The following is a 24,021-nucleotide window of genomic DNA, read 5'->3' as shown; positions in this document are numbered from 1 at the left end:
GGCACGTGAGACACGCCGCCGCGACCCTCGAGCGTCTGGGAATCGGGACGGGCACCAGGCAGCACCGCCTAGGCTGGAGCCATGGCGGAGAAGTCTTGGTCCCTGGGTCGCGCGCTGCGCGGCATGTTCGTCAAACCCACGATCGATGAAACGACGTGGGAAGACCTCGAGACGGCGCTGATCACGGCGGACTTCGGGCCGGACATTTCCGAGCGCATCGTCGACGAGCTGCGCGACAAGGTCGAGAAGTACCGCACGACCGACCCGAAAGATCTGCAGCGGATGCTGCGCGAGACGCTGGAAGAGCACTTCGCGAAGTTCGACACGACGCTGAAGCTCACGGAGCGCCCAGCTGTCGTGCTGGTCGTCGGCGTCAACGGCGTCGGCAAGACGACCACGATCGGGAAGTTCACGAAGTTCCTGCGCGGATACCAGCGCAGCGTCGTCGTCGGTGCCGCAGACACCTTCCGTGCCGCGGCCGTCGAGCAGCTCGCAACCTGGGCCCAGCGCGGGGGAGCGGCGATCGTTCGTCCTCAGCAGGAGGGGCAAGATCCGGCATCCGTCGCGTTTCAGACCATCGAGTATGCACAGCGCGAGGGCATCGAGATCGCAATCATCGACACCGCGGGGCGCCTGCACACCAAGGGCGGCCTGATGGATGAACTCGGCAAGATCCGCCGCGTCATCGAGAAGCAAGCACCGATCAGCGAGGTTCTTCTGGTTCTGGATGCCACGACCGGACAGAACGGCGTCATGCAGGCCGAATCGTTCCTCGAACATGCTGGTGTCACCGGACTCGTGCTCACCAAGCTCGATGGCTCAGCCAAGGGCGGCTTTGTGCTGGCGGTACAGGAGCGAACGGGAATCCCCGTCAAACTCCTCGGTCAGGGTGAGGGAATCGACGACCTCACGGGTTTCACGCCGCACGTCTTCGTGGCATCCCTTGTCGGGCAGTGATTGGACTGGTTTCATAGCGTTATGGCGATCGAACACGACTACTTCGGGCTTTTGTCCTCGGGGCCGGACGGATCAATTTTTTGGTCCGAGACGGTCGACCTCGGCGACCAGTCGGTGACGGTCGACCTCACCGCTCCGGACCAGGATGATGTTTCCCCGGACGCTCTCGATATCGCAGCCTCGTTGATCTCTGGACTCGAGGATGTGGATGCCACGGCACGGCGCGGAATGCTCGCGGAGGTGGATGATCGCACCAGCGAAGTGACCGAGTACATCCTGCAGCAGCAGGAAGCCTATGGCGATGAGCTCGCAGAGGTCCTGGTGGATGTCAGCGGTGACGATTCGGTCGACATCATCCGCTCGTTGCGACTGATGAGCATGACGATCTTGGCCGATGAGCACGGTGGATCCGAGCCGTTCGCCGTACTCGAGTACGCGCTGGATGCTGACGAGACCGATGAAGTCCTGCTGGTGAACCTCGCTTCAGACGGCACCGTGCAATCGGTCATGAGCGCCGACTAAATCTTTCCGCCCACTCCGGACAGCGCCGACGCGCTGCCCGGAGCGTCATCACACGGCCTGCGCGAAGCCCAGATCCGCGCTTTCTGCGATGTGCGCCAGGTGCGGTGGGATCTCGCGTCCCTTCGACAGCATCGACTGCGCCCAGAGGCGTCCGGCGCGATACGACGACCGCACGAGCGGACCCGCCAGAACCCCGAGGAACCCGATTCGCTCGGCTTCCTGCTTGAACTCGACGAATTCGTCCGGCTTCACCCAGCGTGCCACCGGCAGGTGTCGCGGGGTCGGGCGTAGATACTGCGTGATCGTGATGATGTCGCAGCCCGCATCATGTAAGTCCTGCAGGGCGTCGATCACTTCGGTTGGTTCTTCGCCCATGCCGAGGATGAGGTTCGACTTCGTGATGAGGCCGGCATCGCGGGCCTGAGTCAGCACACCCAACGAGCGCTCGTAGCGGAACGCCGGGCGGATGCGCTTGAAAATGCGCGGCACGGTCTCGACGTTGTGGGCGAATACCTCGGGCCGGGCGTCAAAGATCTCCCCGAGGAAGTCGGGGTCGCCACCGTGGTCGTTCGCGAGCAGTTCGACGCCGGTGTTCGGATTCTGCGCATGGATCCGCCGTACCGTCTCGGCGTTCAGCCAGGCCCCGGTGTCGGGAAGATCGTCGCGTGCAACGCTGGTGACCGTGGCATAACGAAGCTCCATTCGGGCGACGCTTTCGGCGACGCGGCGCGGTTCGTCCGTGTCATAAGCGGCAGGTTTGCCGGTGTCGATCTGGCAGAAATCGCAACGACGGGTGCACTGCGATCCGCCGATGAGGAAGGTTGCTTCACGGTCTTCCCAGCACTCGAAGATATTTGGGCAACCGGCTTCTTGGCACACCGTGTGCAGGCCTTCGTCCTTCACGAGCGAGTGCAGTGCCTGGTATTCGGGGCCCATCTTCGCCTTGGTCTTGATCCACGCGGGCTTTCGTTCAATCGGCGTCTCGGCATTGCGCGCTTCGAGCCGCAGCAGCTTCCGCCCTTCTGGCGCGCTCATGCAGCCACCGCCGAGTACTCGGTGAGGAACGCTTCGGCCACAGCAGTGACAAGGTCTGCGGGCGAGGTCTCTGCAGCGACTACTTCACTGACTGTTGTGACTCCGGCATCGGCGATGCCACACGGGATGATCCCGCCGAAGCCGGCGAGCGAGTTGTTGCAGTTGATCGCGAAGCCGTGCATCGTCACCCCGTTCTGCACGCGCACGCCGATTGCCGCGACCTTGTCTTCCGAGAGCGGACGGCGCACCCACACCCCGCTGCGCCCCTCGACCTGATAGCCATCCACACCGAGCGGCCGGAGAATATCGATCAGCACGCGCTCGAGCCGTCGCACGTGTGCCACGACATCAATCGGTTCGCGCAGACGCACGATCGGATAGCCGACGAGTTGGCCCGGGCCGTGCCAGGTGATCTTCCCGCCGCGATCGACATCGATAACAGGTGTGCCGTCCTGCGGACGCTCGTGGTCCTCTGTGCGCTTGCCGGCTGTGTAGACGGCCTCGTGCTCGAGCAGGACCAACGTGTCCGGGCGAGCGCCGTCGACGACGTCGTGATGGATGCTGCGCTGCAGCGCCCAGCCGTCGAGATAGGGGACAAGGTCTGGCGCGAGACCCGGAGTCAGGATGTCGAGCATGATCACCTTTCACATATTGTTGGATGCGGTCTAACAATACATCCCGCGAGTCGAATCGGCGTGCGATGTACGGTGAGAGGGTGATAAATGAACCTCGAGCCGGGCGTCCCCGCGCCTCATCGCGAGAGACGCTTGCCGAGGCTGCGTGCGAGCTCTTCCTCGAGCAGGGCTACGGCTCGACGTCGGTCGCCGATATTACTCAGCGCGCAGGCGTCAGCCGTTCAAGCTTCTTCAACTACTTCGCATCGAAGAGCGATGTGCTCTGGTCAGGGCTGGACGCCCGGATCGAGCAGGCGCTGACAGCGATTTCGAATCTCGGGTCGGATGCCGGGGGAGCAGAGTTGCGTGCGATTCTCGTGCGCGTCATGACGGACTTCGCGCCGGATCCGCTTGCCCTCGCCCTGCGCAACGCCACTGTGATGGGCCTCGAAGAAGAACTCGTGCGTGACACCGGGCTTCGCCAAGCGCGACTGGCCGCCGGCATTGCCGAGGCGGCATGCCGTGCCGACATCGGCGCGATCCGCGCCGACATCCTCGGGGCCGCCTACGCGGCAGCGCTGATGTCATCGCTGCGCGTCTGGGCCGAGCGTGGAGCAGGCAGTGGGTCGTTGGAGGCGCTGTTGAACGAGGCAATGTCGGACGTTCACGCACTTCCGTGGAGAATCTGAACGGCTCGCGGAGGAAACCAGTTCGCGGCGCGCGCAAGGTCGAGCTCGAGGTCGCGCTCGCGTAGAATCGAGAGCACCATGGCTACCTTTGGCACGCTCTCCGATCGGCTTACCGAGACTTTCCGCAACCTTCGCACGAAGGGAAAGCTGACTGCCGCCGACGTCGACGGCACCGTCCGCGAGATCCGACGCGCTCTTTTGGATGCCGACGTCGCACTCGCTGTCGTCAAGGACTTCACGGCGAAGGTGCGGGAACGCGCTCTCGGCGATGAGGTCAGCAAGGCACTGAACCCGGCGCAGCAGGTCGTGCAGATCGTCAACGAGGAGCTCGTCGGGATCCTCGGCGGCGAGCAGCGGCGACTGGAGTTTGCCAAGACTCCGCCGACAGTCATCATGCTCGCGGGTCTTCAGGGCTCCGGTAAGACGACCTTCGCTGGCAAGCTCGCCAAGCAGCTGCAGAAGGACGGGCACACCCCGCTCCTGGTAGCCGCCGACCTTCAGCGCCCCAACGCCGTGAACCAGCTTCAGATCGTTGCCGAGCAAGCCGGTGCCACCATCTACGCTCCCGAGCCGGGCAACGGCACCGGCGACCCGGTGAAGGTTTCGCGCGACGGCGTGGAGCACGCCCGCCGTCAGCAGCACGACGTCGTCATCATCGACACTGCCGGTCGTCTGGGCGTCGACGCCGAGCTGATGAAGCAGGCATCCGACATCCGCAAGGCCACGAACCCGGACGAGGTCCTGTTCGTCATCGACGCGATGATCGGTCAGGATGCTGTCAACACGGCGAAGGCCTTCCAGGAGGGCGTCGACTTCACCGGTGTTGTCCTTTCCAAGCTCGATGGTGATGCACGAGGCGGAGCTGCCCTCTCTGTGGCATCCGTCACCGGGCGCCCCATCATCTTCGCCTCCACCGGTGAGGGCCTCGATGACCTCGAGCCCTTCCACCCGGACCGCATGGCGAGCCGCATCCTCGACCTCGGTGACATCCTCACCCTGATCGAACAGGCCCAGGAGGCCTTCGACGAGGACGAGGCGCAGAAGGTTGCCGAGAAACTCGCGAACGAGGCCTTCACCCTTGAGGACTTCCTCGACCAGCTTCAGCAGATGAAGAAGATGGGTTCGATGAAGAAGATGCTCGGGATGCTCCCGGGCATGGGCCAGATGAAGCAGCAGCTCGAAGACTTCGATGAGAAGGAGATCGACCGCACCGAGGCGATCATCCGCTCGATGACTCCGGGCGAGCGTCACAACCCCAAGGTGCTCAACGGCTCGCGCCGTCTGCGTATCGCCAAGGGGTCTGGCATGACCGTTACCGACGTGAACTCCCTCGTGCAGCGCTTCGACCAGGCTGCGAAGATGATGAAGACCGTCGCGCGCGGTGGCACCCCGAACATCCCTGGGATGGGTGCTATGCCCGGTATGGGGCGTCCCGGTGCTTCCTCCAAGCGCGGCAAGAAGAGCAAGAGTAAGAGTGTGTCCCGCTCGGGCAACCCGGCAAAGCGTGCAGCTGAGAACGCCGGCTTGCCGACCGGACCCGCCACCGGTTCCGGATTCGGACTGGGCGGACAGACGGCTCCGACCGAAGCCGACCTCGCCGAGATTCAGAAGCTTTTCGGTAAGAACTGATCTTCACGAAAAGGAGCTCCCGCCAATCGGCGGGAGCTCCTTTCGCATTGCGAGACGGCTCAGCTGGAGGCGATCTCCGCGACAGCGACAGCGACAGCGACATCGACGCCGTGCGCCTCACGCAGCTGCGTGAGCGTGTCGTCGATCTCTGCTGCGGTGCGATCTGCAGACCACTGCAGCAGCGGCGCCAGCGCCTCAGCTATCGTCTGTACGACCTGGGCATCCGCATCGCCGGTGAAGGCGAGGCTGGTACGACGGAAGATGACGTCCGCGACGTGGCAGGCCTGTTCGTTCTCGACCATCCAGAGCAGTTCTCGGGTGGAGAGCGCATCGCCGATCACGGCAGCGTCTTCGGCTTCGGCGATGAACGCAGCGACATCGGCGGCACGCGTGCCGTAGCGGGTGAAGAGCACACGGCCTCGGGCGGTGTCGCCGACGTTGTCACGCAGCCACTCGATCTTGCGTCGTGGCGTCTTCGGGTAGCCGTTTCCGCCGCCGATGCGCACGCCCACGGTGCTGGCGACGCGCTCGCGCCCCAGCTCCTCCAACACGTGATTCGCGAGGTTCTCTCCGAGCGCACGGAACGTCGTCCACTTGCCGCCGACGAGGCTGAACACGGCGGGGGAACCTGCGTCCTTGCGTCGCTCGATGCGGTAGTCACGCGACACAAAACCGGGGGCAGTGTCATCGTGGTGCGGCAGGGGGCGGATGCCCGAGTACCGATAGACGATCTGCGAGCGGTCGACGGCGATAGTGGGGAAGACATGGCCGACCAGGTCGAAGAAGTACTGAACCTCTTCCTCGGTGCAGCGGGCGGGCTCGCGGGGATCTGCCTCGAGATCGGTCGTGCCGACGAGCACGCGATCCTTGAGCGGGTAGATGAGGACAATGCGCCCATCGGAGTGCTCGAAGAAGATTTCGCGGCCGGCGGTCGCTTCGAGCAACTCCGGATTGTCGAGCACAATGTGCGATCCCTTGGTGCCGCCCATGAACGCCGTATCGGTTCCGAGTGCCTCGTTGGTGAGATCCGTCCACGGTCCTGACGCATTCACAACAGTGTCGGCTGTGATGTGGAACTCGTTACCGGTCTCGCGGTCGCGCAGCAGCACGCCCTGGTCATCCAGCCCGACGGCCTCGACATAGTTCAGGGCGTGGGCGCCGTCATGAGCAGCCTCGCCATCGCGCAGCACGTCCAGCGCCAGCCGCTCCGGGTCATGCACAGACGCGTCGTAGTAGGTGGCCGTGTACTTGATGTTCTTGTCGAGCTTGGGCAGCTGCTCGAGTGATTTCTTGCGGCCGAGGAAACGGTGCCGGGGGACCGAACCGCCGTCGCGGGAGAACGTGTCGTAGAGGGTGAGGCCGATCTTGATCAGGAACGCACCGCGCTCCTGAGGCTTGCCCTGTTTGTGGGTCAGGAAGCGCAGGGGCGCCGCGAGGATGCCGGAGAAGGTCGAGTAGATCGGAATCGTGGTCTGCAGGGGCTTGACGTAGTGCGGGGCGACCTTGAGCAGACCGTTGCGCTCCTGGACGGACTCCTTGACGAGCCGGAACTCGCCGTTCTCCAGATAGCGGATGCCGCCATGGATCATGTGGCTCGACGCCGCGGTCGCACCAGATGCGAAGTCATTGCGCTCGACCAGCAGTACGTCGACGCCCTGCATCGCGAGGTCACGGAACGTGGCGATGCCGTTGATTCCAGCACCGATGACGACAACGCTCGTGCGGCCGCTCTCTCGTGCGGCGCGGACGTTGTCGCGTTCGATCGGGGTCGTGATGGCAGCGCTCATATGTCTCTCCTTGCTGGGCCTTCACGGTATATCCTGAGCGTGTCAGCACAACTGCGCAAGTGAGATGCACGAACGTGCAAGGAGGCTTCCATGGTCGAGCGGCCAGCGAGTGATCCGCGGGCGGCCTCTGCGCTGCGCGCGGCCCAGATGTATTACCTGCAGGACATGACGATGGATGCCATCGCTCGAGAACTGGCGACGTCGCGCTCGTCCATCTCGCGGCTGCTGACCCATGCACGAGACACGGGCCTGGTCGAGATTCAGATTCACCCGCCGCAGGAGCAGGAGCTGCGATTGGAAGAGGCCATCCGGACGCGTTTCGGCATCGCCGCACACGTTGTGCCGACCCCGCAGGGTTTGTCCGATGTCGAACGCTTCGAACGCGTAGCCATGAGCGCTGCCCGTCAGCTGCCGCTGTACTTCGAGTCGAACATGACGCTCGGCATCGCCTGGGGATCAACGCTTGACGCGATCAGTCGCCATTTGCCGAAGAAAGACACGCATAACTCGACGGTCGTGCAACTCAACGGCGCTGGGAATACGTTCACGACCGGCGTCGACTACGCCAGTGAGATCCTGCACCGGTTCGGGCAGGCGTTCGGCGCCAGCATCCAGCAGTTTCCGGTACCGGCGTTCTTCGACGACCCTGCCACGAAAGAGGCGATGTGGCGTGAGCGCAGTACCCGGCGAGTCCTCGACCTGCAGGCGCGCGCCGACGTGATCCTGTTTGGTCTCGGGTCGCCGTTCGCCGAGATCCCGAGCCGCGTGTACATCGGCGGATACCTGGAGAAGGCCGATTACCGGAGCCTGCGCGATGAGCACGTCGTCGGCGACATCGCGACCGTGTTCTACCGGCCAGACGGCAGTTGGCGCGACATCCAGCTGAACAGTCGTGCGACCGGGCCGGCATTTTCGGTCTTGGCTCGATCATCGCGGCGAATCTGCGTGGTTTCGGGCGCACAGAAGCTGCCGAGCCTGCGCGGGGCGATCGCGACCAGACTGATCACCGATCTGGTTCTGGACGAACATCTTGCCGAGCAGTTGGTCGCTTCGTGAGTAGCGATTGCACATTCGTGCATCACGGCTGAGTCACACGTCCGTCTTCTTCTAGGCTGTTGCAGAGCAGACAATGCCGTCACCGGCTGGAGAGAACACCTATGCACATCGTCGCCATCGATCAGGGCACCACGAGCACACGCGCCATCGTCTTTGACCACAAGGGCGCGATCGTCGCAACCGGTCAGCGAGAGCACGAACAGATCTTCCCCCGAGCCGGGTGGGTCGAACACGACGCCAGCGAGATCTGGCAGAACGTCCAGCTCGTCATCGATGAGGCCGTCGCACAGGCCGACATCACGGCTGCCGATGTCGCCGCGATCGGCATCACGAACCAGCGTGAGACCACCGTCGTGTGGGATCGCGCGACCGGCGAGCCTATCTGCAACGCGATCGTCTGGCAGGACACCCGCACGCAGCCCTTCATCGATGAGCTCGCAGCCGACGGCGGAGTGCGTCGTTTCGCCGAAACAACGGGGCTGCCGCTGGCAACGTACTTCTCGGCTTCCAAGATCGCCTGGGCTCTGGACAACGTCGACGGAGCTCGCGAGCGCGCAGAACGCGGGGAGCTGTTGTTCGGAACGACCGACGCCTGGGTGCTGTGGAACCTCACCGGAGGACCAGAGGGCGGGGTTCACGTCACAGATGTGACCAACGCGAGCCGCACGCTGTTGATGGACCTGCGCACACTCGACTGGGACGAATCGCTGCTGGCCGCCTTCGGCGTCCCGCGCTCAATGCTTCCGAGCATCCGATCCTCGTCCGAGGTATATGGCGAAGCTGCCAGCACAACGCTGCAGGGCACGCCGATCGCGTCGATCCTCGGCGACCAGCAGGCTGCAACCTTCGGGCAGGCCGCGTTCGATCGGGGCGAGTCGAAGAACACCTACGGCACGGGCAACTTCCTCATCGTCAACACCGGCGAAGACATCGTCGCCAGCGACAACGGCCTGATCACCACGGTGGCGTATCAGCTTGGTGAGGAGCCGCCCCGCTACGCACTGGAAGGCTCCATCGCCGTCACCGGCTCCCTCGTGCAGTGGCTGCGTGACAACCTCGGCTTGATCTCGGAAGCCCCCGAGGTCGAAGAGCTTGCGTTGACTGTGCCAGACAATGGCGGCGTCTACATCGTGCCCGCCTTCTCCGGATTGTTCGCGCCGTACTGGCGGCCGGACGCGCGTGGCGCGATTCTCGGCCTCACCCGTTTCGCGAACAAGGGGCATATCGCCCGCGCCGCTCTCGAAGCCGTGGCCTTCCAAACCCGTGAGGTGCTGGATGCCGTCACCGCTGACACCGGCGTCACGTTGCAGGAGTTGCGGGTCGATGGCGGCATGGTCGGCAATGCCACGCTGATGCAGCTTCAGGCCGACATCATCGGCGTTCCCGTCATTCGACCAGCTGTGATCGAGACGACGGCTCTGGGCGCGGCATACGCAGCCGGCCTTGCTGTCGGGGTGTGGAGCGATCTGGACGAGCTCAGATCCATGTGGCGGGAGGACGAACGCTGGAGTGCCAGCATCGACGACGACGAGCGTGAGCGGAGACTCGCTCGCTGGCGCAAAGCCGTGACCCGCACTTTCGATTGGGTCGACGAGGACTAGTCAGATCACTGGCACTCCGGGCCCGGAGCGGAACTCACGGATGAGGTGCTGTACGACTTCGTGGAGATCGCCGTCCGTGGCATCTGCAACAGCGAGCTGACGTTCATAGCTGGCACCCTCGCTGAGGATTGTGTGGATGGATGCGAGCTCGGACTCGCACCCCAGATCTCTCGCCACTGGGGTGAGCGCAGCGATCTGCTCCCGCAGATGATCCCGTACCGGCTGCTGTGAGCCGTCGGCATCGATTATCAGTCGGGCGTCCAAACCATACCGAGCCGCACGCCACTTGTTCTCGCGGTGAAACCAGGCCGGCATCTGCGGCAGCGGCTCACCGGAATCCAGCATCCGCGAGAAATGCTCGACGAGAACCTGCACGAGCGCCGCGACGGAGGCGAGTTCGGTGAGCGTCGACAAACCGTCGCAGGCACGCACCTCGATCGTGCCCCAACGCGGTGCCGGGCGAATATCCCAGCGAATCTCGGAAGCATCGGCCATCACATCGGTGCGGGTCATGTCGCCCAGGTAGCGTTCGAACTCGGCCCAGCTCTGCAGCGGCCAGGGCAGGCCTGCTGTGGGTAGCTGCTGGAACACCAGGGCGCGGTTCGAGGCATATCCGGTGCGCTCGCCCGCCCAGAACGGGCTGGACGCCGCCAGCGACTGCAGATGCGGCAGGAAACAGGTCAGCGCATTGATGATCGGGAACACCTTGTCGCGATCTTCCACGCCGATGTGCACATGGATGCCCCAGATCATCATGTTGCGGCCCCACCACTGGGTGCGTTCGATCATCCGGTGATAGCGGGACTTGTCGGTCACCTGCTGATCGAACCACTGCGCGAAAGGGTGACTGCCGGCCGACAGCAGTTCAATACCGGCGGGATCCGTCGCCGCGCGAACAGCGGTGATGGCATGGGCGATGTCGCCGATCGCCTGGGACACCGACGTGCCGATGCCACTGGTGACCTCGATGGTGTTGGTGAGCAGCTCGCCGGTGACGGTATGCCGCTCCGGTTCGCTCTCGGCCTCCAGCGCCTCGAGCAGTTCAGGCGCCCGCCCGGCGAGATCACCTCTGCTCGGATCAGCGAGCATGACCTCCCATTCCAGACCCACAGTGGAGCGTGGCGAGGGCGCGAATTCTTGCTGCACGTGCACATTCTGACACGCAGATGCGGCGACACGCCTGGACCCTGAGTGTTGAGGTTTCGCGACTGCCTCCGGCATCTGGCAGAATAGAAGGTCGAACGACGTTCTCGACCCTCTATCCAGATCGCGTTCACTCATTAGAGCTTCCGCCGGGTTGTGCACCCCACTCTCCAGGCGATCAGTTCGTTTCCTTCCACACAATTCAGGAGAATCGTGGCTGTAAAGATTCGTCTCAAGCGCATGGGCAAGATCCGTGCGCCTTACTACCGCATCGTCGTCGCCGACTCGCGCACCAAGCGCGATGGCCGCGTCATCGAAGAAATCGGCAAGTACCACCCGACCGAGCAGCCCTCGTTCATCGAGGTCGACTCGGAGCGTGCACAGTACTGGCTCTCCGTCGGCGCACAGCCGAGCGAGCAGGTTGCTGCGCTCCTCAAGCTCACGGGCGACTGGGGCAAGTTCAAGGGTGACAAGGACGCGAAGTCCACTGTCCAGGTTGCAGAGCCCAAGGCTCCGTTCGAGATCGACGCTTCGAAGAAGTCCGTCGTGAAGCCCAAGGCAGAGAAGGCCGCTGAGCCGACCGCCGCAGCCGACGCGGAGGCCGCTGAGGCCCCCGCAGCCGACGCCGAGTAATTCGCTGTGCTTGCCGCCGCGCTCGAACACATCGTCAAGGGGATCGTTGATCACCCCGACGATGTTCGCATCGAAGCTTCCAACTCGCCGCGAGGCGATCTGCTCGAGGTGCGCGTGCACCCCGACGACCGGGGGCGCGTAATCGGGCGCGGCGGACGCACCGCAAAGGCACTGCGTACGCTCATCACGGCTCTGGCTGATGGGCGTCGGGTTCGCGTTGATGTCGCGGACGACTGACGTGGTGTCGACAGAACGAAACCAGGGCAAGAACCAGCTGCGCGTCGGACGCCTTGTCAAGGCTCACGGCCTCAAAGGCGCGCTGAAGCTGGAGCTGTACACCGATAACCCTGAGCGACGTTTCGTCACCGGGGCCGAGTTCACGTTGCAGGTGCCCGAGGCATCTCCGTGGCACCGCAAGACCGTCGTTGTCCGCGAGTACCGGGTGATGAACGGCAATCCCGTGGTGTTTTTTGACGGCATCGATGACCGCGATAGCGCCGAGGGTCTCGTGCGCGCGATCCTCTGGATCGATCAGGATGTTGACGAAACCGAGGACAACGCCTGGTACGACCATCAGTTGGTCGGCCTCGATGTCGTGCGTGATGATGTCGTTATCGGCAAGGTCGTCCGGGTCGAGCACATGCCTGCGCAGGACCTGCTGATCGTCAAAGCCGGTGAGCAGGACATCATGGTTCCCTTCGTGGAAGCCATCGTTCCGTCCGTTGATGTGTCCGGTGGCCGTGTCGTTGTGACCCCGCCTCCTGGCCTCTTCGAAGAGCTTCCCGACGCCACAGCTGAATGATCGATCACTACGATCAACGCATGCACTCATCGCCTGGCTCAGCCCACCGCATCGACGTCGTCTCGATCTTCCCGTCGTACTTCGACGGGCTGACGCTTTCCCTGCTGGGCAAAGCGCGCGAAAGCGGACTGCTTGATCTGCATGTGCACGATCTCCGCGACTGGACCGACGACCGGCACCGCACAGTGGACGACACGCCCTACGGAGGCGGCGCCGGCATGGTGATGAAGCCTGAACCCTGGGCGCGTGCCATTGACGACCTGGCGACCGCATCGACGACGCAGCCGACCTTCATCTTTCCGTCGCCGGCAGGCGAAGTCTTCCGACAGAGCACTGCGCGTGAATTTGCACAGCGTGAGCACCTCATCATCGGCTGCGGTCGCTATGAGGGTATCGATGAGCGGGTGTTCGAGTACGCCGCGACTGTCGGGGAAGTGCGCTTGGTCAGCCTGGGCGATTATGTGCTCAATGGCGGCGAGGTCGCTGCGATGGCGATGATCGAAGCTGTTGGACGCCTGATTCCCGGCGTCGTCGGTAACCCCGAGAGCCTGGTCGAGGAGTCGCACGAGGACGGGCTGCTCGAGTACGCCTCATACACTAAGCCCTCGCTCTGGCGTGACCGTGCGGTGCCCGAGATTCTGCTCAGCGGCAATCACGGAGCGATCGCGAAATGGCGGCGCGAGCAGCAGCTTGAGCGGACGAGACTTCGACGCCCCGATCTGCTCGGCGACTGAATCAGACGCGAGCTTCGACGTCGTCGAGCAGCTCGTCCTCGACATCCGCATCGCGATCACGACGACGGGGGCGCTTCACAGGCGTCGGGCGTCCCTCTAGCTCTTCCCGACGCTTCTGTACCTCTGTGCGGATCATGTAGAAGATGAAGATGAACCCCATGATGCCGAACAGGATCCACTGGATCGCGTACGACAGGTGCGGGCCCGGATCATCAGTGGGGGAGTCGAAGCCACCCGGGGCGGTTTCCGGTGCCGGGTCTTCGCTTTTGATGAGACCGTAGGCCCCCGTGATGACATCGCCGCCGACAGCATCCGCGATGCTCGGCAGATGAATCGTCGGCACCTGTCCTTCGGGGGCGCTGCGTCCCGACGTTGGCAGGGGCTCACCCGGACGTAGCCGAACGGTCACCTCGACGATGCCCGAGGGCGGCGCAGGAACAGCATCGGGCAGCGGGCCCTCACCGGGCGGAACCCAGCCGCGGTTGACGACGAAGATGCGACCGTCCGTGTCCCGGAAGGGGACAAGCACTTCGAACGCGCTGGTACCGCCGTGCGGCCGGTTGCGCACGAGCATCTGGTCCCCGGCGAGGTACTCGCCCTGGAGCTTCACCGGACGCCATTCCTCGTCCGCCGCCAGAGTTCCGTCGCTCCCGATGAGTTCATCCAACGCAACCGGGGCAGCGTCGTAGTTCTTCTCGACGAGCTCGATCTGTTCGGCGCGGTTCGCGCCCCTGTCAAACTGCCAGTTCGACAGGAAGACGCAGGCAACGGCGAAAGCGGCCGCGATAACGAGGTACAGGCCCCATCGGACGAAACGGTTGCTCACTTCGGGAGTCCTTCACGTATGGTCACGGGAAAGTCCCGGGCGGCGAGATAGTCGTAGAGGAACGTCGCATGTTCATCGCAGGCCAGCCAGATCTTCTCGCGATCCTCCGGGTGAATGCGCGGATTTCGCCAGACGATCTGCTGGGTGGCGTCGCTGCGACACGCGGCGCGTGAGCACTGATGCGTCACTGCTCAGCGTCCTTCGGTCGTTCCTGCAACCGGATCACCGGCGGGTCCTCGACCTTCTCCGGCGGAGGAGCTGAGGAAGAGGCAGCCAGCTGCTCCGTCGGGGACTCTGCCGCAGTGCGCGTTGTGGGACTGACGGCGTTCGCAAAGACCACCGCGATATACGGCAGCACGGCCGCGGCGATGGCGAACACCCAGGTGTACCAGCCGTAGGGCGTCACCAAGACCGTCAACGCGAAGCAGACCATGCGGATTACCATCGTGAGCACATATCGCCGGGCGCGACCGGTCGCCTCTTCCTGCGGGGACTGCGGCAGGGAGGTGACTGCGGGGGCCTGGTGGGAGCGTTTCACGGTACCTCAAGCCTACGCCGCGTGGACGTTGCCGGATGCCGTGAAAGCGGTGAATCGACGGCGCTAGGCCACCATCAGTCCGATGCTGCCGAAGAAGAGCAAGGAGACGACGAGGATGATCAGTCCGATGGCGAGAATGGCGACTCCGAAGTATCCGAGGACGAGTCCGGTGATAGCCAGCCCACGGCCACCGATCGCCGAGTTCTCCCGGCTGCGCTTGAGCGCCATATGTCCGGTAATCACGGCGACGATGGATGCTGCCAGGGGCACCAGGGCGAAGCTCAGCAGGAGACCCGCTATCCCGGTGATCAACGAGGTTACGGATAGACCGCTCGGCGATGGGGCAACAGCGTATGGCTGGCCCGCGGCGTAGGGCTGGTGGGCAGCGTAAGGCTGCTGCGGTGCGTACGGCTGCTGCTGGACTGCGTACGGGTACTGCGGCTGCTGCGGCTGGACGTACTGCTGCGGCTGGACGTACTGCTGCGGCTGGACGTACTGCTGCGGCTGGACGTACTGCTGCGGCTGGACGTACTGCTGCGGCTGGACGTACTGCTGCGGCTGCTCGTAATGCTGGGGTTGTGCATACTGCTGTGGCTGCACGTACTGCGGGGGAGTCGTGCTGGGTTGCACAGCAGCACCCGGGTAGGGAGGCGGCGGAGCGTACGGGGTCGCCTGCGGAACGGGCGGAACAGCCGAGTCCGGTCCGAGGGGGTTGTTGTTGTCGCTCATGAGGCTGCCTTTCGTTGTTGACAGGCTGGCAGGAGACCATACCTCTGTCAATTTGCTCCAACGCAGCACGGACTGCCGTCCCGATAGGATAGCTCGGGCCAAACCGTGCGCCTTGGGAGTGGGAAAACATGAGTTCAGAACGCGTCGTCCTCGTCACCGGCGGCAACCGCGGCATTGGCCGTGCGATCGCCGAGCGGTTCGTCCGCGATGGTTATCGTGTTGCTGTCACTGCCCGGAGCGGGGAAGGTCCTGAGGGCACGCTCACTGTGCGCGCAGACGTGACGGATGCCGCCTCGGTCGATGCCGCCTACACCGAGGTTGAAGCGAAGCTCGGTCCGGTCGAGATCGTCGTCGCCAACGCCGGCATCACCAAAGACACGCTGCTGATGCGGATGAGCGAAGACGACTTCGACAGTGTCGTCGCGACCAACCTCGGCGGCACCTTCCGGGTGGTCAAGCGTGCGTCCAAGGGCATGTTGAAGGCACGTTTCGGTCGAGTCATCCTGATTTCCAGCGTCGTCGGGCTGTATGGATCCGCCGGCCAGGTCAACTACTCGGCGTCGAAGAGCGCGCTGGTCGGTTTTGCCCGTTCGCTCACCCGCGAACTCGGTGCCCGCGGCATCACGGCCAACGTGGTCGCTCCCGGATTCATCGAGACAGATATGACGGCGGAGCTGCCGGAAGAGACGCAGAAGAAGTACAAGGCGAACATTCCTGCCGCACGCTTCGCCACGCCGGACGAGGTTGCCGGGGTCGTGACGTGGCTCGCCGGTGACGACTCGGGCTACATCTCAGGCGCTGTCATTCCCGTCGACGGTGGACTGGGAATGGGACACTGACTCGTTAATCAGAGTCACCAGCCGCTCCGGGGCCGGTGGGCATGCATGCCGGGACCGAGCGCGGCACCTCTGACATCGGACAAGACCCGGTTGATTCAGGGCAGTAGAGCGATGACCTCGCTGAGATCCTGCGGTCCGATGACGATGCTTGCCGCTTCCCGCACTGCAGGTTTCGCGTTGAACGCGAGTCCGAGACCCGCCGCCGCCATCATCTGCAGGTCGTTGGCGCCGTCGCCGATCGCAATCGTCGCGTGCGGCGCGACGCCGAGCTCGGACGCCCAAGACATGAGCGAATGCGCTTTCGCGGCAGCATCCACGATTTCACCCTCGACCTGACCGGTGAGCTGGTCATCGGCGACGGCGAGCCGATTCGCCCGCCAGCGATCCACGCCCAGTGCCGGGGCGATGTGGTCGAGGATCTCGTGGAATCCCCCCGAGACGACCGCGACGATGCCGCCGCGCTGGTGCACAGCATCCGTCAGTTCGCGCACGCCTGGTGTCGGCTCGACGCGCGCACGCACGCGCTCGAACGCGGATGTCGGCACCCCCTGCAACGCTGCGACGCGCGAACGCAGACTCGCCGCAAAATCGATCTCGCCGCGCATGGCGGCCTCAGTAGCCGCCTGCACTTCGGCGCGTCTGCCGGCTTCGTCAGCGAGCAGCTCGATCACCTCGTTGCGGATGAGAGTGGAATCGGCATCAAGAACGACGAGAAAACGCGCAGCAGTCACGCGATCGAGCGTAGCGCGCAGATCAGCGTTCGATCTGCACACCCTTTCCGACCACGGTGATTCCGGAGTCGGTTACGGTGAAGCCTCGCTCCAGATCACGCTCCCGGTCGACGCCGACGGTTGCACCGTCGAAGAGGACGACGTTCTTGTCGAGCACCGCTCGATGTACCCGTGCACCCTGGCCCACGATCACCTGGTCGAACAGCACGGAGTCGGTTATCGTCGACCCGCCGGCCGCGAGCGTCCCCGGACCCACGACACTGCGTTCGAGATGCGTGCCAGACAGCACAGAGCCCAGCGACACGATCGAGTCGATCGCATTGCCGATGCGTCCGACCGCATCACGCACGAACTTTGCGGGCGGTGCGTTCACGCTCTGCGTGCGAATCGGCCAGGCCGTGTTGTACAGGTTGAACACGGGCAGTGTGGAGATGAGATCCATATGTGCATCGAAGAACGAATCGATCGTTCCGACATCTCGCCAATAAGCGCGATCACGCAACGACGAACCCGGAACATCGTTGTCCTTCATGTCGTAGTAACCGGCCTCGCCGCGATCTACGAAATACGGGATGATGTCGCCACCCATGTCGTGGCCGGAGGTTGTGAGTTCGCCATCGGCCTGCACAGCCTCGATGAGCGCATCGGTGTCGAAGATGTAGTTGCCCATGGACGCGAGCACCTCATGCGGCGCGTCCGGGAGGCCGGCAGCATCCGTCGGCTTCTCCAAGAATGCCCGGATGCGGCCGCTGCCGTCGTCCTCGGCGTCGATCACACCGAACTGATCTGCGAGAGAGAGCGGTTGACGGATGCCCGCAACCGTGGCTTTCGCGCCGGACGCGATGTGGGCATCGAGCATCTGACGAAAATCCATGCGATAGACGTGATCGGCACCGATGACCACAACGATGTCCGGCTTTTCGTCATTGATGAGGTTCAGGCTCTGCAGAATAGCGTCGGCAGATCCGGAGAACCAGCGCTTCCCGAGCCGCTGCTGAGCGGGCACAGACGTCACGTACGAATCGAGGAGCGACGACATCCGCCACGTCTGCGAGATGTGCCGGTCGAGGCTGTGGGACTTGTACTGGGTGAGCACGACGACCTGTCGCAAACCGGAATTGATGAGATTCGAGATTGCGAAATCGATCAACCGGTATTGGCCGCCGAACGGCACCGCCGGTTTGGCTCGATCCGCTGTCAGGGGCATGAGCCGCTTGCCCTCGCCACCGGCGAGGATGATGCCGAAAACCTTCTGAGGGACCGCCATGGATCCACCATAGATCCCGAAGGTGTCGCTGTACTAGCGTTCAGACATGCGCGTTGACATGATCACGAAGGAATATCCGCCGGAGATCTACGGCGGAGCGGGCGTTCACGTGGCAGAACTCGTCGCAGCGCTGCGGGAATCCATTGATGTTCAGGTACGGGCCTTCGGCGCTGATCGCGATGAAGCAGGCACACGCTCATATCGGACCCCTGCTGAACTCTCCGGTCTCAACGCGGCAATACAAACCCTCGGCACCGACCTTGCGATGGTCGGCGATATCGGGGGAGCAGACCTGGTGCACAGCCACACCTGGTACGCGAACTTCGCCGGTCACATCGCCTCACAACTGCACAGCATCCCGCATGTTCTGACAGCGCACAGCCTCGAGCCGCTGCGCCCGTGGAAGGCGGAGCAGCTCGGTGGCGGCTATGCCGTCTCCAGCGGCATCGAGAAGCTCGCCTATGAGAATGCGGCGGCCGTCATCGCCGTCTCCGCCGGTATGCGCTCGGACATTCTGCGCAGTTACCCGCAGATCGACCCGGATCGGGTGCACGTCATCCATAACGGGATCGATGTGCAGCGCTGGCAGCCGGTGCGCAACCCGGCGTTCCTGCAGACCATCGGGCTGGACATCACGCGCCCGTCTGTGGTCTTCGTCGGGCGGATCACCCGCCAGAAGGGGCTTCCGTATCTGCTTCGGGCCGCAGCCCAGCTGCCACCCGAGGTGCAACTCGTGCTCTGCGCGGGCGCGCCGGATACGCCCGAGATCATGGCCGAGGTGCAGGACGGGGTCCGCCAGTTGCAACAGAGCAGACAGGGCGTGATCTGGATCGAACGGATGCTGCCTCGCGAGGAACTGTCCGCAATCCTCACCGCCGCGACGACTTTCGTTTGCCCATCGATTTACGAGCCTCTGGGCATCGTGAACTTGGAGGCGATGGCGTGTGGTGCGGCGGTGGTCGGTACCGCGACGGGAGGCATTCCCGAAGTCGTCGATGACGGCGTAACGGGGCGGCTTGTCCCGATCGAGCAGGTGCAGGACGGCACCGGAACACCCGTTGACCCGGACCGCTACGTCGCAGATCTCGCGCGCGTGCTGACCGAAGTCTGCCTGGACCCGGACCGTGCGGCATCGTTCGGGGCAGCCGGTCGACAGCGAGCGGCCGAAGAGTTCAGCTGGTCCGCAATTGCTGACGCCACCCGCGCGCTGTACGCAGACCTGATGCCCTGAGCCGATAGGCTGGAATCATGCCGAGCGCTCTGGAATTCACCGATGTCGTCGTGCGCCGTGACGGGCGCAACATCGTCGATCATGTGACCTGGCAGGTTGCAGACGACCAGCGATGGGTGGTGCTCGGGCCGAACGGCGCGGGCAAGACGACCCTGCTGCAGTTGGCCGACACGCTGATGCACCCGACGGAGGGCAGGGTCGACATCCTGGGCGAGACACTCGGTCGCGCCGACGTGTTCGAGATCCGTCCGCGCATCGGCTTCGCCTCCTCTGCGATGGCCAAGCGCATCCCACGCGACGAGACAGTGCTCAACGTCGTACTCACCGCGGCCTTCTCAGTGATGGGCCGCTGGAACGAGAAGTACGAGAACATCGATGAGCGTCGTGCGCTGCGCGTTCTGGAGGAATGGAAACTCGGTCACCTCTCAGACCGCACGTTCGGCACACTCAGCGACGGCGAGCAGAAGCGTGTGCAGATCGCTCGTGCGGTGATGACCGACCCGGAACTGCTCCTGTTGGATGAGCCGACGGCATCCCTCGATCTCGGCGCGCGTGAAGAACTGCTGAGCCTGTTGAGCGGGTACGCATCGTCGCCCACGACGCCGGCGATGGTCATGGTGACTCACCATGTCGAAGAGATTCCGATCGGATTCACCCACGTGCTCCTCATCCGTGACGGCGCGATCGTTGCTGCCGGTCCGATCGCCGAGACGCTGACTGCCGCGGCCCTCACCGACACGTTCGGCTTGCCGATCGCACTCTCGTCGGAAGAAGGTCGGTACGCGGCGCGCGCGACTTCGTGACCGCGCATCTGCTAAACTCGACCCCTGGTGCACCTGCACCCTCTGACTTTCAATTTGTACGCACCCGCAAGCCAAGGAATCCGCATGAAGACTGACATTCACCCCGCCTACAAGGACATCGTGTTCCGCGACCTCGGCTCGGGCGAGACGTTCCTCACCCGTTCCACCGTCACCAGCGACAAGACCGTTGAGCTGGACGGCGTGGAGTACCCCGTCATCGACGTCGAGATCTCCTCGGCTTCGCACCCGTTCTACACGGGCAAGCAGCGCATCATGGACTCGGCCGGTCGCGTCGAGAAGTTCAACCAGCGCTTCAAGGGCTTCGGCGGCAGCAAGTAAGCAGCTTCCCGCAGCACGAAGGCCCCGCTCCGGCGGGGCTTTCCTCGTTCATGGGCGGGGGTTCAGACGCTGGTGTACGCCCGTACCGGCCAGGTGCCGTCGAGCGCATCGCTGGCGTCGAGCCGGCCGATGCGGATGAAGTATTCCGTGAGGCTTTCGGCCTGAGTGCGGGCCCAGCTGATCTGCTGAGTGTGTAGGTCTTGGGCTGAAGGAGCGAGCTCGAAGGATCGGGCGATCGCCTGCGCGACGCGGCCCGCGGCGATGGCATCTGCTGAGGCCTCGTGTGCGCCATCGAGCGGGACACCATAGTGTTGAGCGACCACTTCGAGCGTTCGTTTGCCCTTGCGGTACCGGTCAACGGCCTTATCAATCACCAGCGGGTCGATGATCGGGCCCGGAGTCTCAAGCGGTGCGATGCCATGACGCAGGCACTCGTTCGTCAGCAGCGAGAAGTCGTACGAGGCGTTGTACGCGACCACCGGCATTCCCTGTGCAAACAGGGCGCGCAGCGCTGCGGTGATCTCGCTGACGACCTCGGCAGCCGGATGCCCGTCGCGCTGGGCCTGTGCGGTGGTCACGCCGTGCACGGCCGCTGCACCGTCCGGAATAGGGATACCGGGATCAGCCATCCACGATCGGGCTGCGATCTCGCGCCCCTTCGCATCGAGCACTCCGACGTGCGCGGTGACGATGCGATCGGCGCTGACATCAACACCCGTCGTCTCAAGATCGAAGACGCCGATACGACCGAGCCAGTCGGGGAGTTCGAGATCTGTTGCCATGCCCTAACGGTATGGAGAGCCTCGGACATTGTCGCTGAGGCTCGCCCGTAGACTGGAATCATGCCCGTCTTCTCGCCGTACGCCGATCGTTTGAGCCGTATTCCGATTGAGCGTCACGAGGTCGAAGTGCGCGGCGGAACAACAGCGTATTGGGTTTACGGTCCGTCAGCCGACTCGGATACCGACCAAAGTGCACAGGACGCGGCGGACCCGAAGACAGAGCCGTTGACCGTCATCGCCGTGCACGGTTTCCGCGGCGAGCACCATGGCCTCGAGCCGGTTCTGGCCTACCTGCCTGACGTGCGCGTGATCGCGCCTGACCTTCCCGGCTTCGGCGAGACGCCACCGTTACCCGGACGCACCCACGATCTCGACGAGTACGCGGGGTGGTTGCAGGACTTCACCGCGGCGGTGGCGCCGGGAGCGGTGATCCTCGGGCATTCTTTCGGTTCGATCGTCAGTTCAGCCGCTGTCGCCACCGGCCTGCAGACTCCCCGTCTCATTCTCATCAACCCCATCGGCGCGCCCGCACTGGAGGGGCCGAAGGGACTGATGACCCGGCTGGCCGTTCTCTACTACGAACTGGGCGCGAAGCTGCCGGCCAAGCTCGGCACAGCTCTGCTGCGCAGTCGTCTGATCGTCCGCGTCGCCAGCATCACGATGGCGAAGACCAAGGACCCCGTGCTGCGGCGTTTCATCCATGACCAGCACGACACCTACTTCTCGGACTTCGCTGATCGTGACGTGCTTCGGGATGCCTTTGTCGCCAGTGTCTCGCACGATGTGCGAGCCTTCGCCCCGCGCATCGCGGTGCCGACGCTGCTGGTGGCGGCGCAACAGGATGACATCACCCCGATCGAAGCTGAACGGCATCTGGCCACTCTGTTCCCGAGCGCGGAGCTGGTGGAAATCGCAGATGTCGGACACCTGATCCACTATGAAACCCCCGCGGAAGCGGCCGGGCACATTCGTCGCTTCCTCAGGGTTCCCGTCGCGCAAGGCCGATGAGCCCCGCAACACGGAACGGAATCACTTCGCCCATCGCCAGCGAAGTCTCGGTACGCTCCACGCCTTCGATGGACAGAATTCGCGCATCCGTGTCAAAGAGATGCCGTGCATCACGGCACGCCACTCGCGCAAGCAGATCGATGGATCCGCTCAAACCGTGCACCTGCAGAATCTCGGGAATTCGTGCAAGTTCCGCGGTGATCCGCGGCAGATCGGTCTGACGCAGCCCGATACTCACGAACGCCTGCAGCGGGAAACCGAGCACCTCCGGTGAGAACGAGCGTTCGTAGGACAGGAACACTCCGGTCTGCTCAAGCCGAGCCATTCGGGCCTGAATCGTATTGCGCGACAAACCGAGCATGTCTGCGAGCGCAACAATCGTCGTGCGTGGATCCTCAGCGAGCACAGTGAGCAGTTCGAGATCAACTCGGTCAAGCGTCGACATAGTGCCAAACGTTAGCAGGATCTGTGCCGCGTTAATGGGCAACATGCTCAGCGGTTGGCTCAATGCTTGAGCGTGCTGATCAGTAGACGTACGCTCGAAGCATCCGATGACGATGTCGGAGCAGGCGTGCAACTCCTCACGAGGGAGTCACCTGACAGGAGGACGATGATGTCACCGCAGACCACCCCGATTGCAGACACCACACAGGATCTTGAGCTCTCCGAGCGGCTCATCGCGCCCGACGGGACGCGCCTGAGTAACCCCGCGCTGGACGCATTGGTCGCTGACGTTGACGCCGCGCAGCTGCGCGACCTTCATCGCGACATGGTGATTCTTCGTCGCATCGACTCCGAGGGTGTTGCGCTGCAACGCCAGGGACAGCTGGGCCTGTGGGCACCGTGCAACGGCCAGGAGGCAGCGCAGATCGGCACAGCACGCGCTCTGGACCCAATCGACTTCGTGTTCCCGAGCTACCGCGAGACCGGCGTGATCTACGCGCGGGGCGCGCAGCCGGCGGACTTCGTCCGCGTGTGGCGCGGTGAAGAGGGTGCGCCCTTTGATCCGCAGGAGATGCGCGTTGCGCCGCTGCAGATCATCATCGGCGCCCAGACACTGCACGCCGTCGGCTACGCGATGGGCATCAAATACGACAAGGCCCCGGAAGTTGCCGTGACCTATTTCGGAGACGGCGCCACCAGCCAGGGTGATGTCAACGAGGCCATGGTGTTCGCTGCTTCCTATCAGGCCCCGGTGGTGTTCGTCTGCCAGAACAATCACTGGGCGATCTCCGAGCCCGTTGCTGTGCAGTCGCAGTATCCGATTGCCGGCCGCGCCCCCGGATTCGGCATCCCCAGCATGCGTGTCGACGGAAACGACGTACTGGCCTGTATGGCTGCGATGCGCTGGGCTCTGGCGCATGCGCGGGCAGGTAAGGGACCGGCGTTCATCGAGGCGGTGACCTACCGGATGGGTCCGCACACTACCTCCGACGACCCGACGCGTTACCGGGATGCTGCCGAGCTTGAGGCCTGGCGCACGCGTGACCCGATCGCACGGTTGGAAGCGCACCTGCGCGCCGCCGGAGAGATCGATGACGAGCAGATCGCCGCAGCACATGCCGACGCAGATGTCATCGCTCGCCAGATGCGTGCCGAATGCATCAGCATGGTGACCCGCGAGCCGCTCGCCGTCTTTGATGGTGTGTACGCCGAGCCGCATTGCGGTATCGATCGCCAGCGCGATGAGTACGCAGCGTACCTCTCGAGCTTCGAGGAGGCGTGA

28 protein-coding genes are annotated in these 24,021 nt (G+C 63.9%); 16 read left to right on the top strand and 12 right to left on the bottom strand.

The genetic code is table 11. The annotated features are described in order from the left end of the window. The first annotated feature begins 81 nt into the window (after window positions 1–81). Both ftsY and ACSS7Z_RS10760 read left to right on the top strand, forming a co-directional pair. On the top strand, window positions 82–957 hold the full coding sequence (gene ftsY, locus ACSS7Z_RS10765; RefSeq protein ID WP_438254685.1) for a signal recognition particle-docking protein FtsY: 876 nt from the start codon (window positions 82–84) through the stop codon (window positions 955–957). A 21-nt stretch (window positions 958–978) separates the two neighbouring features. Beyond that, window positions 979–1,479: a DUF2004 domain-containing protein gene (locus tag ACSS7Z_RS10760; protein WP_438254683.1), complete on the top strand. Its 501-nt coding sequence runs from the start codon at window positions 979–981 to the stop codon at window positions 1,477–1,479. Window positions 1,480–1,527: 48 nt separating this feature from the next. On the opposite strand, the gene lipA is transcribed toward ACSS7Z_RS10760, so the two are convergent. Both lipA and lipB read right to left on the bottom strand, forming a co-directional pair. Next, the gene (lipA, locus tag ACSS7Z_RS10755; protein WP_438254681.1) at window positions 1,528–2,514 is read right to left on the bottom strand and encodes a lipoyl synthase; all 987 of its coding nucleotides are present in this window, start codon (window positions 2,512–2,514) and stop codon (window positions 1,528–1,530) included. Next, window positions 2,511–3,149, bottom strand: coding sequence for a lipoyl(octanoyl) transferase LipB (lipB, locus tag ACSS7Z_RS10750; RefSeq protein ID WP_438254679.1), 639 nt, complete (start codon window positions 3,147–3,149; stop codon window positions 2,511–2,513). The genes lipA and lipB overlap by 4 nt, the downstream gene beginning before the upstream one ends. Before the next feature lie 80 nt (window positions 3,150–3,229). Between lipB and ACSS7Z_RS10745 the strand changes: the two genes are divergently transcribed. Beyond that, window positions 3,230–3,817 (top strand): TetR/AcrR family transcriptional regulator, encoded by a 588-nt coding sequence (locus ACSS7Z_RS10745; protein WP_438254678.1) that lies wholly within the window; start codon window positions 3,230–3,232, stop codon window positions 3,815–3,817. Window positions 3,818–3,895: 78 nt separating this feature from the next. Next, entirely contained in the window at window positions 3,896–5,446 is a 1,551-nt protein-coding gene (ffh, locus tag ACSS7Z_RS10740) for a signal recognition particle protein (RefSeq protein ID WP_438254676.1), read from the top strand. Window positions 5,447–5,505: 59 nt separating this feature from the next. On the opposite strand, the gene ACSS7Z_RS10735 is transcribed toward ffh, so the two are convergent. Then, on the bottom strand, window positions 5,506–7,233 hold the full coding sequence (locus tag ACSS7Z_RS10735; RefSeq protein WP_438254675.1) for a glycerol-3-phosphate dehydrogenase/oxidase: 1,728 nt from the start codon (window positions 7,231–7,233) through the stop codon (window positions 5,506–5,508). A 90-nt stretch (window positions 7,234–7,323) separates the two neighbouring features. Here ACSS7Z_RS10735 and ACSS7Z_RS10730 point away from each other — a divergent pair, with 90 nt between their 5' ends. Further along, complete coding sequence (locus ACSS7Z_RS10730; protein ID WP_438254674.1) at window positions 7,324–8,289, top strand: sugar-binding transcriptional regulator; 966 nt, start codon at window positions 7,324–7,326, stop codon at window positions 8,287–8,289. A 101-nt stretch (window positions 8,290–8,390) separates the two neighbouring features. After that, window positions 8,391–9,890, top strand: coding sequence for a glycerol kinase GlpK (glpK, locus tag ACSS7Z_RS10725; protein ID WP_438254673.1), 1,500 nt, complete (start codon window positions 8,391–8,393; stop codon window positions 9,888–9,890). On the opposite strand, the gene ACSS7Z_RS10720 is transcribed toward glpK, so the two are convergent. Then, entirely contained in the window at window positions 9,891–11,036 is a 1,146-nt protein-coding gene (locus ACSS7Z_RS10720) for a glutamate--cysteine ligase (protein WP_438254672.1), read from the bottom strand. A gap of 210 nt (window positions 11,037–11,246) precedes the next feature. Between ACSS7Z_RS10720 and rpsP the strand changes: the two genes are divergently transcribed. The 4 genes from rpsP to trmD are packed head-to-tail and all read left to right on the top strand — an operon-like array spanning window position 11,247 to window position 13,202. Beyond that, window positions 11,247–11,666 (top strand): 30S ribosomal protein S16, encoded by a 420-nt coding sequence (gene rpsP, locus ACSS7Z_RS10715; protein ID WP_438254671.1) that lies wholly within the window; start codon window positions 11,247–11,249, stop codon window positions 11,664–11,666. A gap of 6 nt (window positions 11,667–11,672) precedes the next feature. After that, window positions 11,673–11,903 (top strand): RNA-binding protein, encoded by a 231-nt coding sequence (locus ACSS7Z_RS10710; RefSeq protein ID WP_438254670.1) that lies wholly within the window; start codon window positions 11,673–11,675, stop codon window positions 11,901–11,903. Continuing rightward, window positions 11,887–12,468, top strand: coding sequence for a ribosome maturation factor RimM (gene rimM / locus ACSS7Z_RS10705; protein WP_438254669.1), 582 nt, complete (start codon window positions 11,887–11,889; stop codon window positions 12,466–12,468). Before ACSS7Z_RS10710 ends, rimM begins: the two co-directional genes overlap by 17 nt. A 20-nt stretch (window positions 12,469–12,488) precedes the next feature. After that, entirely contained in the window at window positions 12,489–13,202 is a 714-nt protein-coding gene (trmD, locus tag ACSS7Z_RS10700; protein WP_438254667.1) for a tRNA (guanosine(37)-N1)-methyltransferase TrmD, read from the top strand. 1 nt (window position 13,203) lies between these two features. On the opposite strand, the gene ACSS7Z_RS10695 is transcribed toward trmD, so the two are convergent. The 4 genes from ACSS7Z_RS10695 to ACSS7Z_RS10680 form a co-directional block, all read right to left on the bottom strand. Beyond that, window positions 13,204–14,028, bottom strand: coding sequence for an SURF1 family cytochrome oxidase biogenesis protein (locus tag ACSS7Z_RS10695; RefSeq protein WP_438254665.1), 825 nt, complete (start codon window positions 14,026–14,028; stop codon window positions 13,204–13,206). After that, window positions 14,025–14,216, bottom strand: a complete 192-nt coding sequence (locus ACSS7Z_RS10690) for a hypothetical protein (protein ID WP_438254664.1) — start codon at window positions 14,214–14,216, stop codon at window positions 14,025–14,027. The genes ACSS7Z_RS10695 and ACSS7Z_RS10690 overlap by 4 nt, the downstream gene beginning before the upstream one ends. Then, the gene (locus ACSS7Z_RS10685; protein ID WP_438254662.1) at window positions 14,213–14,566 is read right to left on the bottom strand and encodes a DUF3099 domain-containing protein; all 354 of its coding nucleotides are present in this window, start codon (window positions 14,564–14,566) and stop codon (window positions 14,213–14,215) included. The genes ACSS7Z_RS10690 and ACSS7Z_RS10685 overlap by 4 nt, the downstream gene beginning before the upstream one ends. A gap of 63 nt (window positions 14,567–14,629) precedes the next feature. Then, window positions 14,630–15,295, bottom strand: a complete 666-nt coding sequence (locus tag ACSS7Z_RS10680; RefSeq protein ID WP_438254661.1) for a DUF4190 domain-containing protein — start codon at window positions 15,293–15,295, stop codon at window positions 14,630–14,632. A 128-nt stretch (window positions 15,296–15,423) separates the two neighbouring features. Between ACSS7Z_RS10680 and ACSS7Z_RS10675 the strand changes: the two genes are divergently transcribed. Next, on the top strand, window positions 15,424–16,134 hold the full coding sequence (locus ACSS7Z_RS10675) for a beta-ketoacyl-ACP reductase (RefSeq protein WP_438254660.1): 711 nt from the start codon (window positions 15,424–15,426) through the stop codon (window positions 16,132–16,134). A gap of 95 nt (window positions 16,135–16,229) precedes the next feature. Here the strand turns inward: ACSS7Z_RS10675 and serB are convergent, their stop codons facing one another. Both serB and ACSS7Z_RS10665 read right to left on the bottom strand, forming a co-directional pair. Next, window positions 16,230–16,865, bottom strand: a complete 636-nt coding sequence (gene serB / locus ACSS7Z_RS10670; protein ID WP_438254659.1) for a phosphoserine phosphatase SerB — start codon at window positions 16,863–16,865, stop codon at window positions 16,230–16,232. 22 nt (window positions 16,866–16,887) lie between these two features. Then, a complete protein-coding gene (locus ACSS7Z_RS10665) occupies window positions 16,888–18,132 on the bottom strand; it encodes a glucose-1-phosphate adenylyltransferase (RefSeq protein ID WP_438254658.1) in 1,245 nt (414 codons plus the stop codon). A 46-nt stretch (window positions 18,133–18,178) separates the two neighbouring features. Between ACSS7Z_RS10665 and glgA the strand changes: the two genes are divergently transcribed. The 3 genes from glgA to ACSS7Z_RS10650 all read left to right on the top strand — a co-directional run bounded on the left by glgA (window position 18,179) and on the right by ACSS7Z_RS10650 (window position 20,505). After that, window positions 18,179–19,363, top strand: a complete 1,185-nt coding sequence (gene glgA, locus ACSS7Z_RS10660) for a glycogen synthase (protein ID WP_438254657.1) — start codon at window positions 18,179–18,181, stop codon at window positions 19,361–19,363. Window positions 19,364–19,380: 17 nt separating this feature from the next. Further along, window positions 19,381–20,166, top strand: coding sequence for an ABC transporter ATP-binding protein (locus tag ACSS7Z_RS10655; RefSeq protein WP_438254656.1), 786 nt, complete (start codon window positions 19,381–19,383; stop codon window positions 20,164–20,166). A gap of 84 nt (window positions 20,167–20,250) precedes the next feature. Continuing rightward, window positions 20,251–20,505 (top strand): type B 50S ribosomal protein L31, encoded by a 255-nt coding sequence (locus tag ACSS7Z_RS10650; protein ID WP_438254655.1) that lies wholly within the window; start codon window positions 20,251–20,253, stop codon window positions 20,503–20,505. Window positions 20,506–20,567: 62 nt separating this feature from the next. On the opposite strand, the gene ACSS7Z_RS10645 is transcribed toward ACSS7Z_RS10650, so the two are convergent. Continuing rightward, window positions 20,568–21,287: a 3'-5' exonuclease gene (locus ACSS7Z_RS10645; RefSeq protein WP_438254653.1), complete on the bottom strand. Its 720-nt coding sequence runs from the start codon at window positions 21,285–21,287 to the stop codon at window positions 20,568–20,570. 60 nt (window positions 21,288–21,347) lie between these two features. Between ACSS7Z_RS10645 and ACSS7Z_RS10640 the strand changes: the two genes are divergently transcribed. Then, a complete protein-coding gene (locus ACSS7Z_RS10640; RefSeq protein WP_438254652.1) occupies window positions 21,348–22,295 on the top strand; it encodes an alpha/beta fold hydrolase in 948 nt (315 codons plus the stop codon). Here the strand turns inward: ACSS7Z_RS10640 and ACSS7Z_RS10635 are convergent. Next, on the bottom strand, window positions 22,267–22,740 hold the full coding sequence (locus tag ACSS7Z_RS10635) for an Lrp/AsnC family transcriptional regulator (RefSeq protein ID WP_438254650.1): 474 nt from the start codon (window positions 22,738–22,740) through the stop codon (window positions 22,267–22,269). The two genes, ACSS7Z_RS10640 and ACSS7Z_RS10635, sit on opposite strands and share 29 nt — an antisense overlap. Window positions 22,741–22,908: 168 nt before the next feature. On the opposite strand from ACSS7Z_RS10635, the gene pdhA reads away from it, so the two are divergent. Further along, window positions 22,909–24,021, top strand: a complete 1,113-nt coding sequence (pdhA, locus tag ACSS7Z_RS10630) for a pyruvate dehydrogenase (acetyl-transferring) E1 component subunit alpha (RefSeq protein ID WP_438254864.1) — start codon at window positions 22,909–22,911, stop codon at window positions 24,019–24,021.

Origin of the sequence: Microbacterium wangyouchuni (assembly GCF_051546305.1) — a bacterium.
GTDB lineage: Bacteria > Actinomycetota > Actinomycetes > Actinomycetales > Microbacteriaceae > Microbacterium.
Note: the sequence above shows the minus strand (reverse complement) of the source record. Positions and strands in the feature narration are given on the sequence as shown.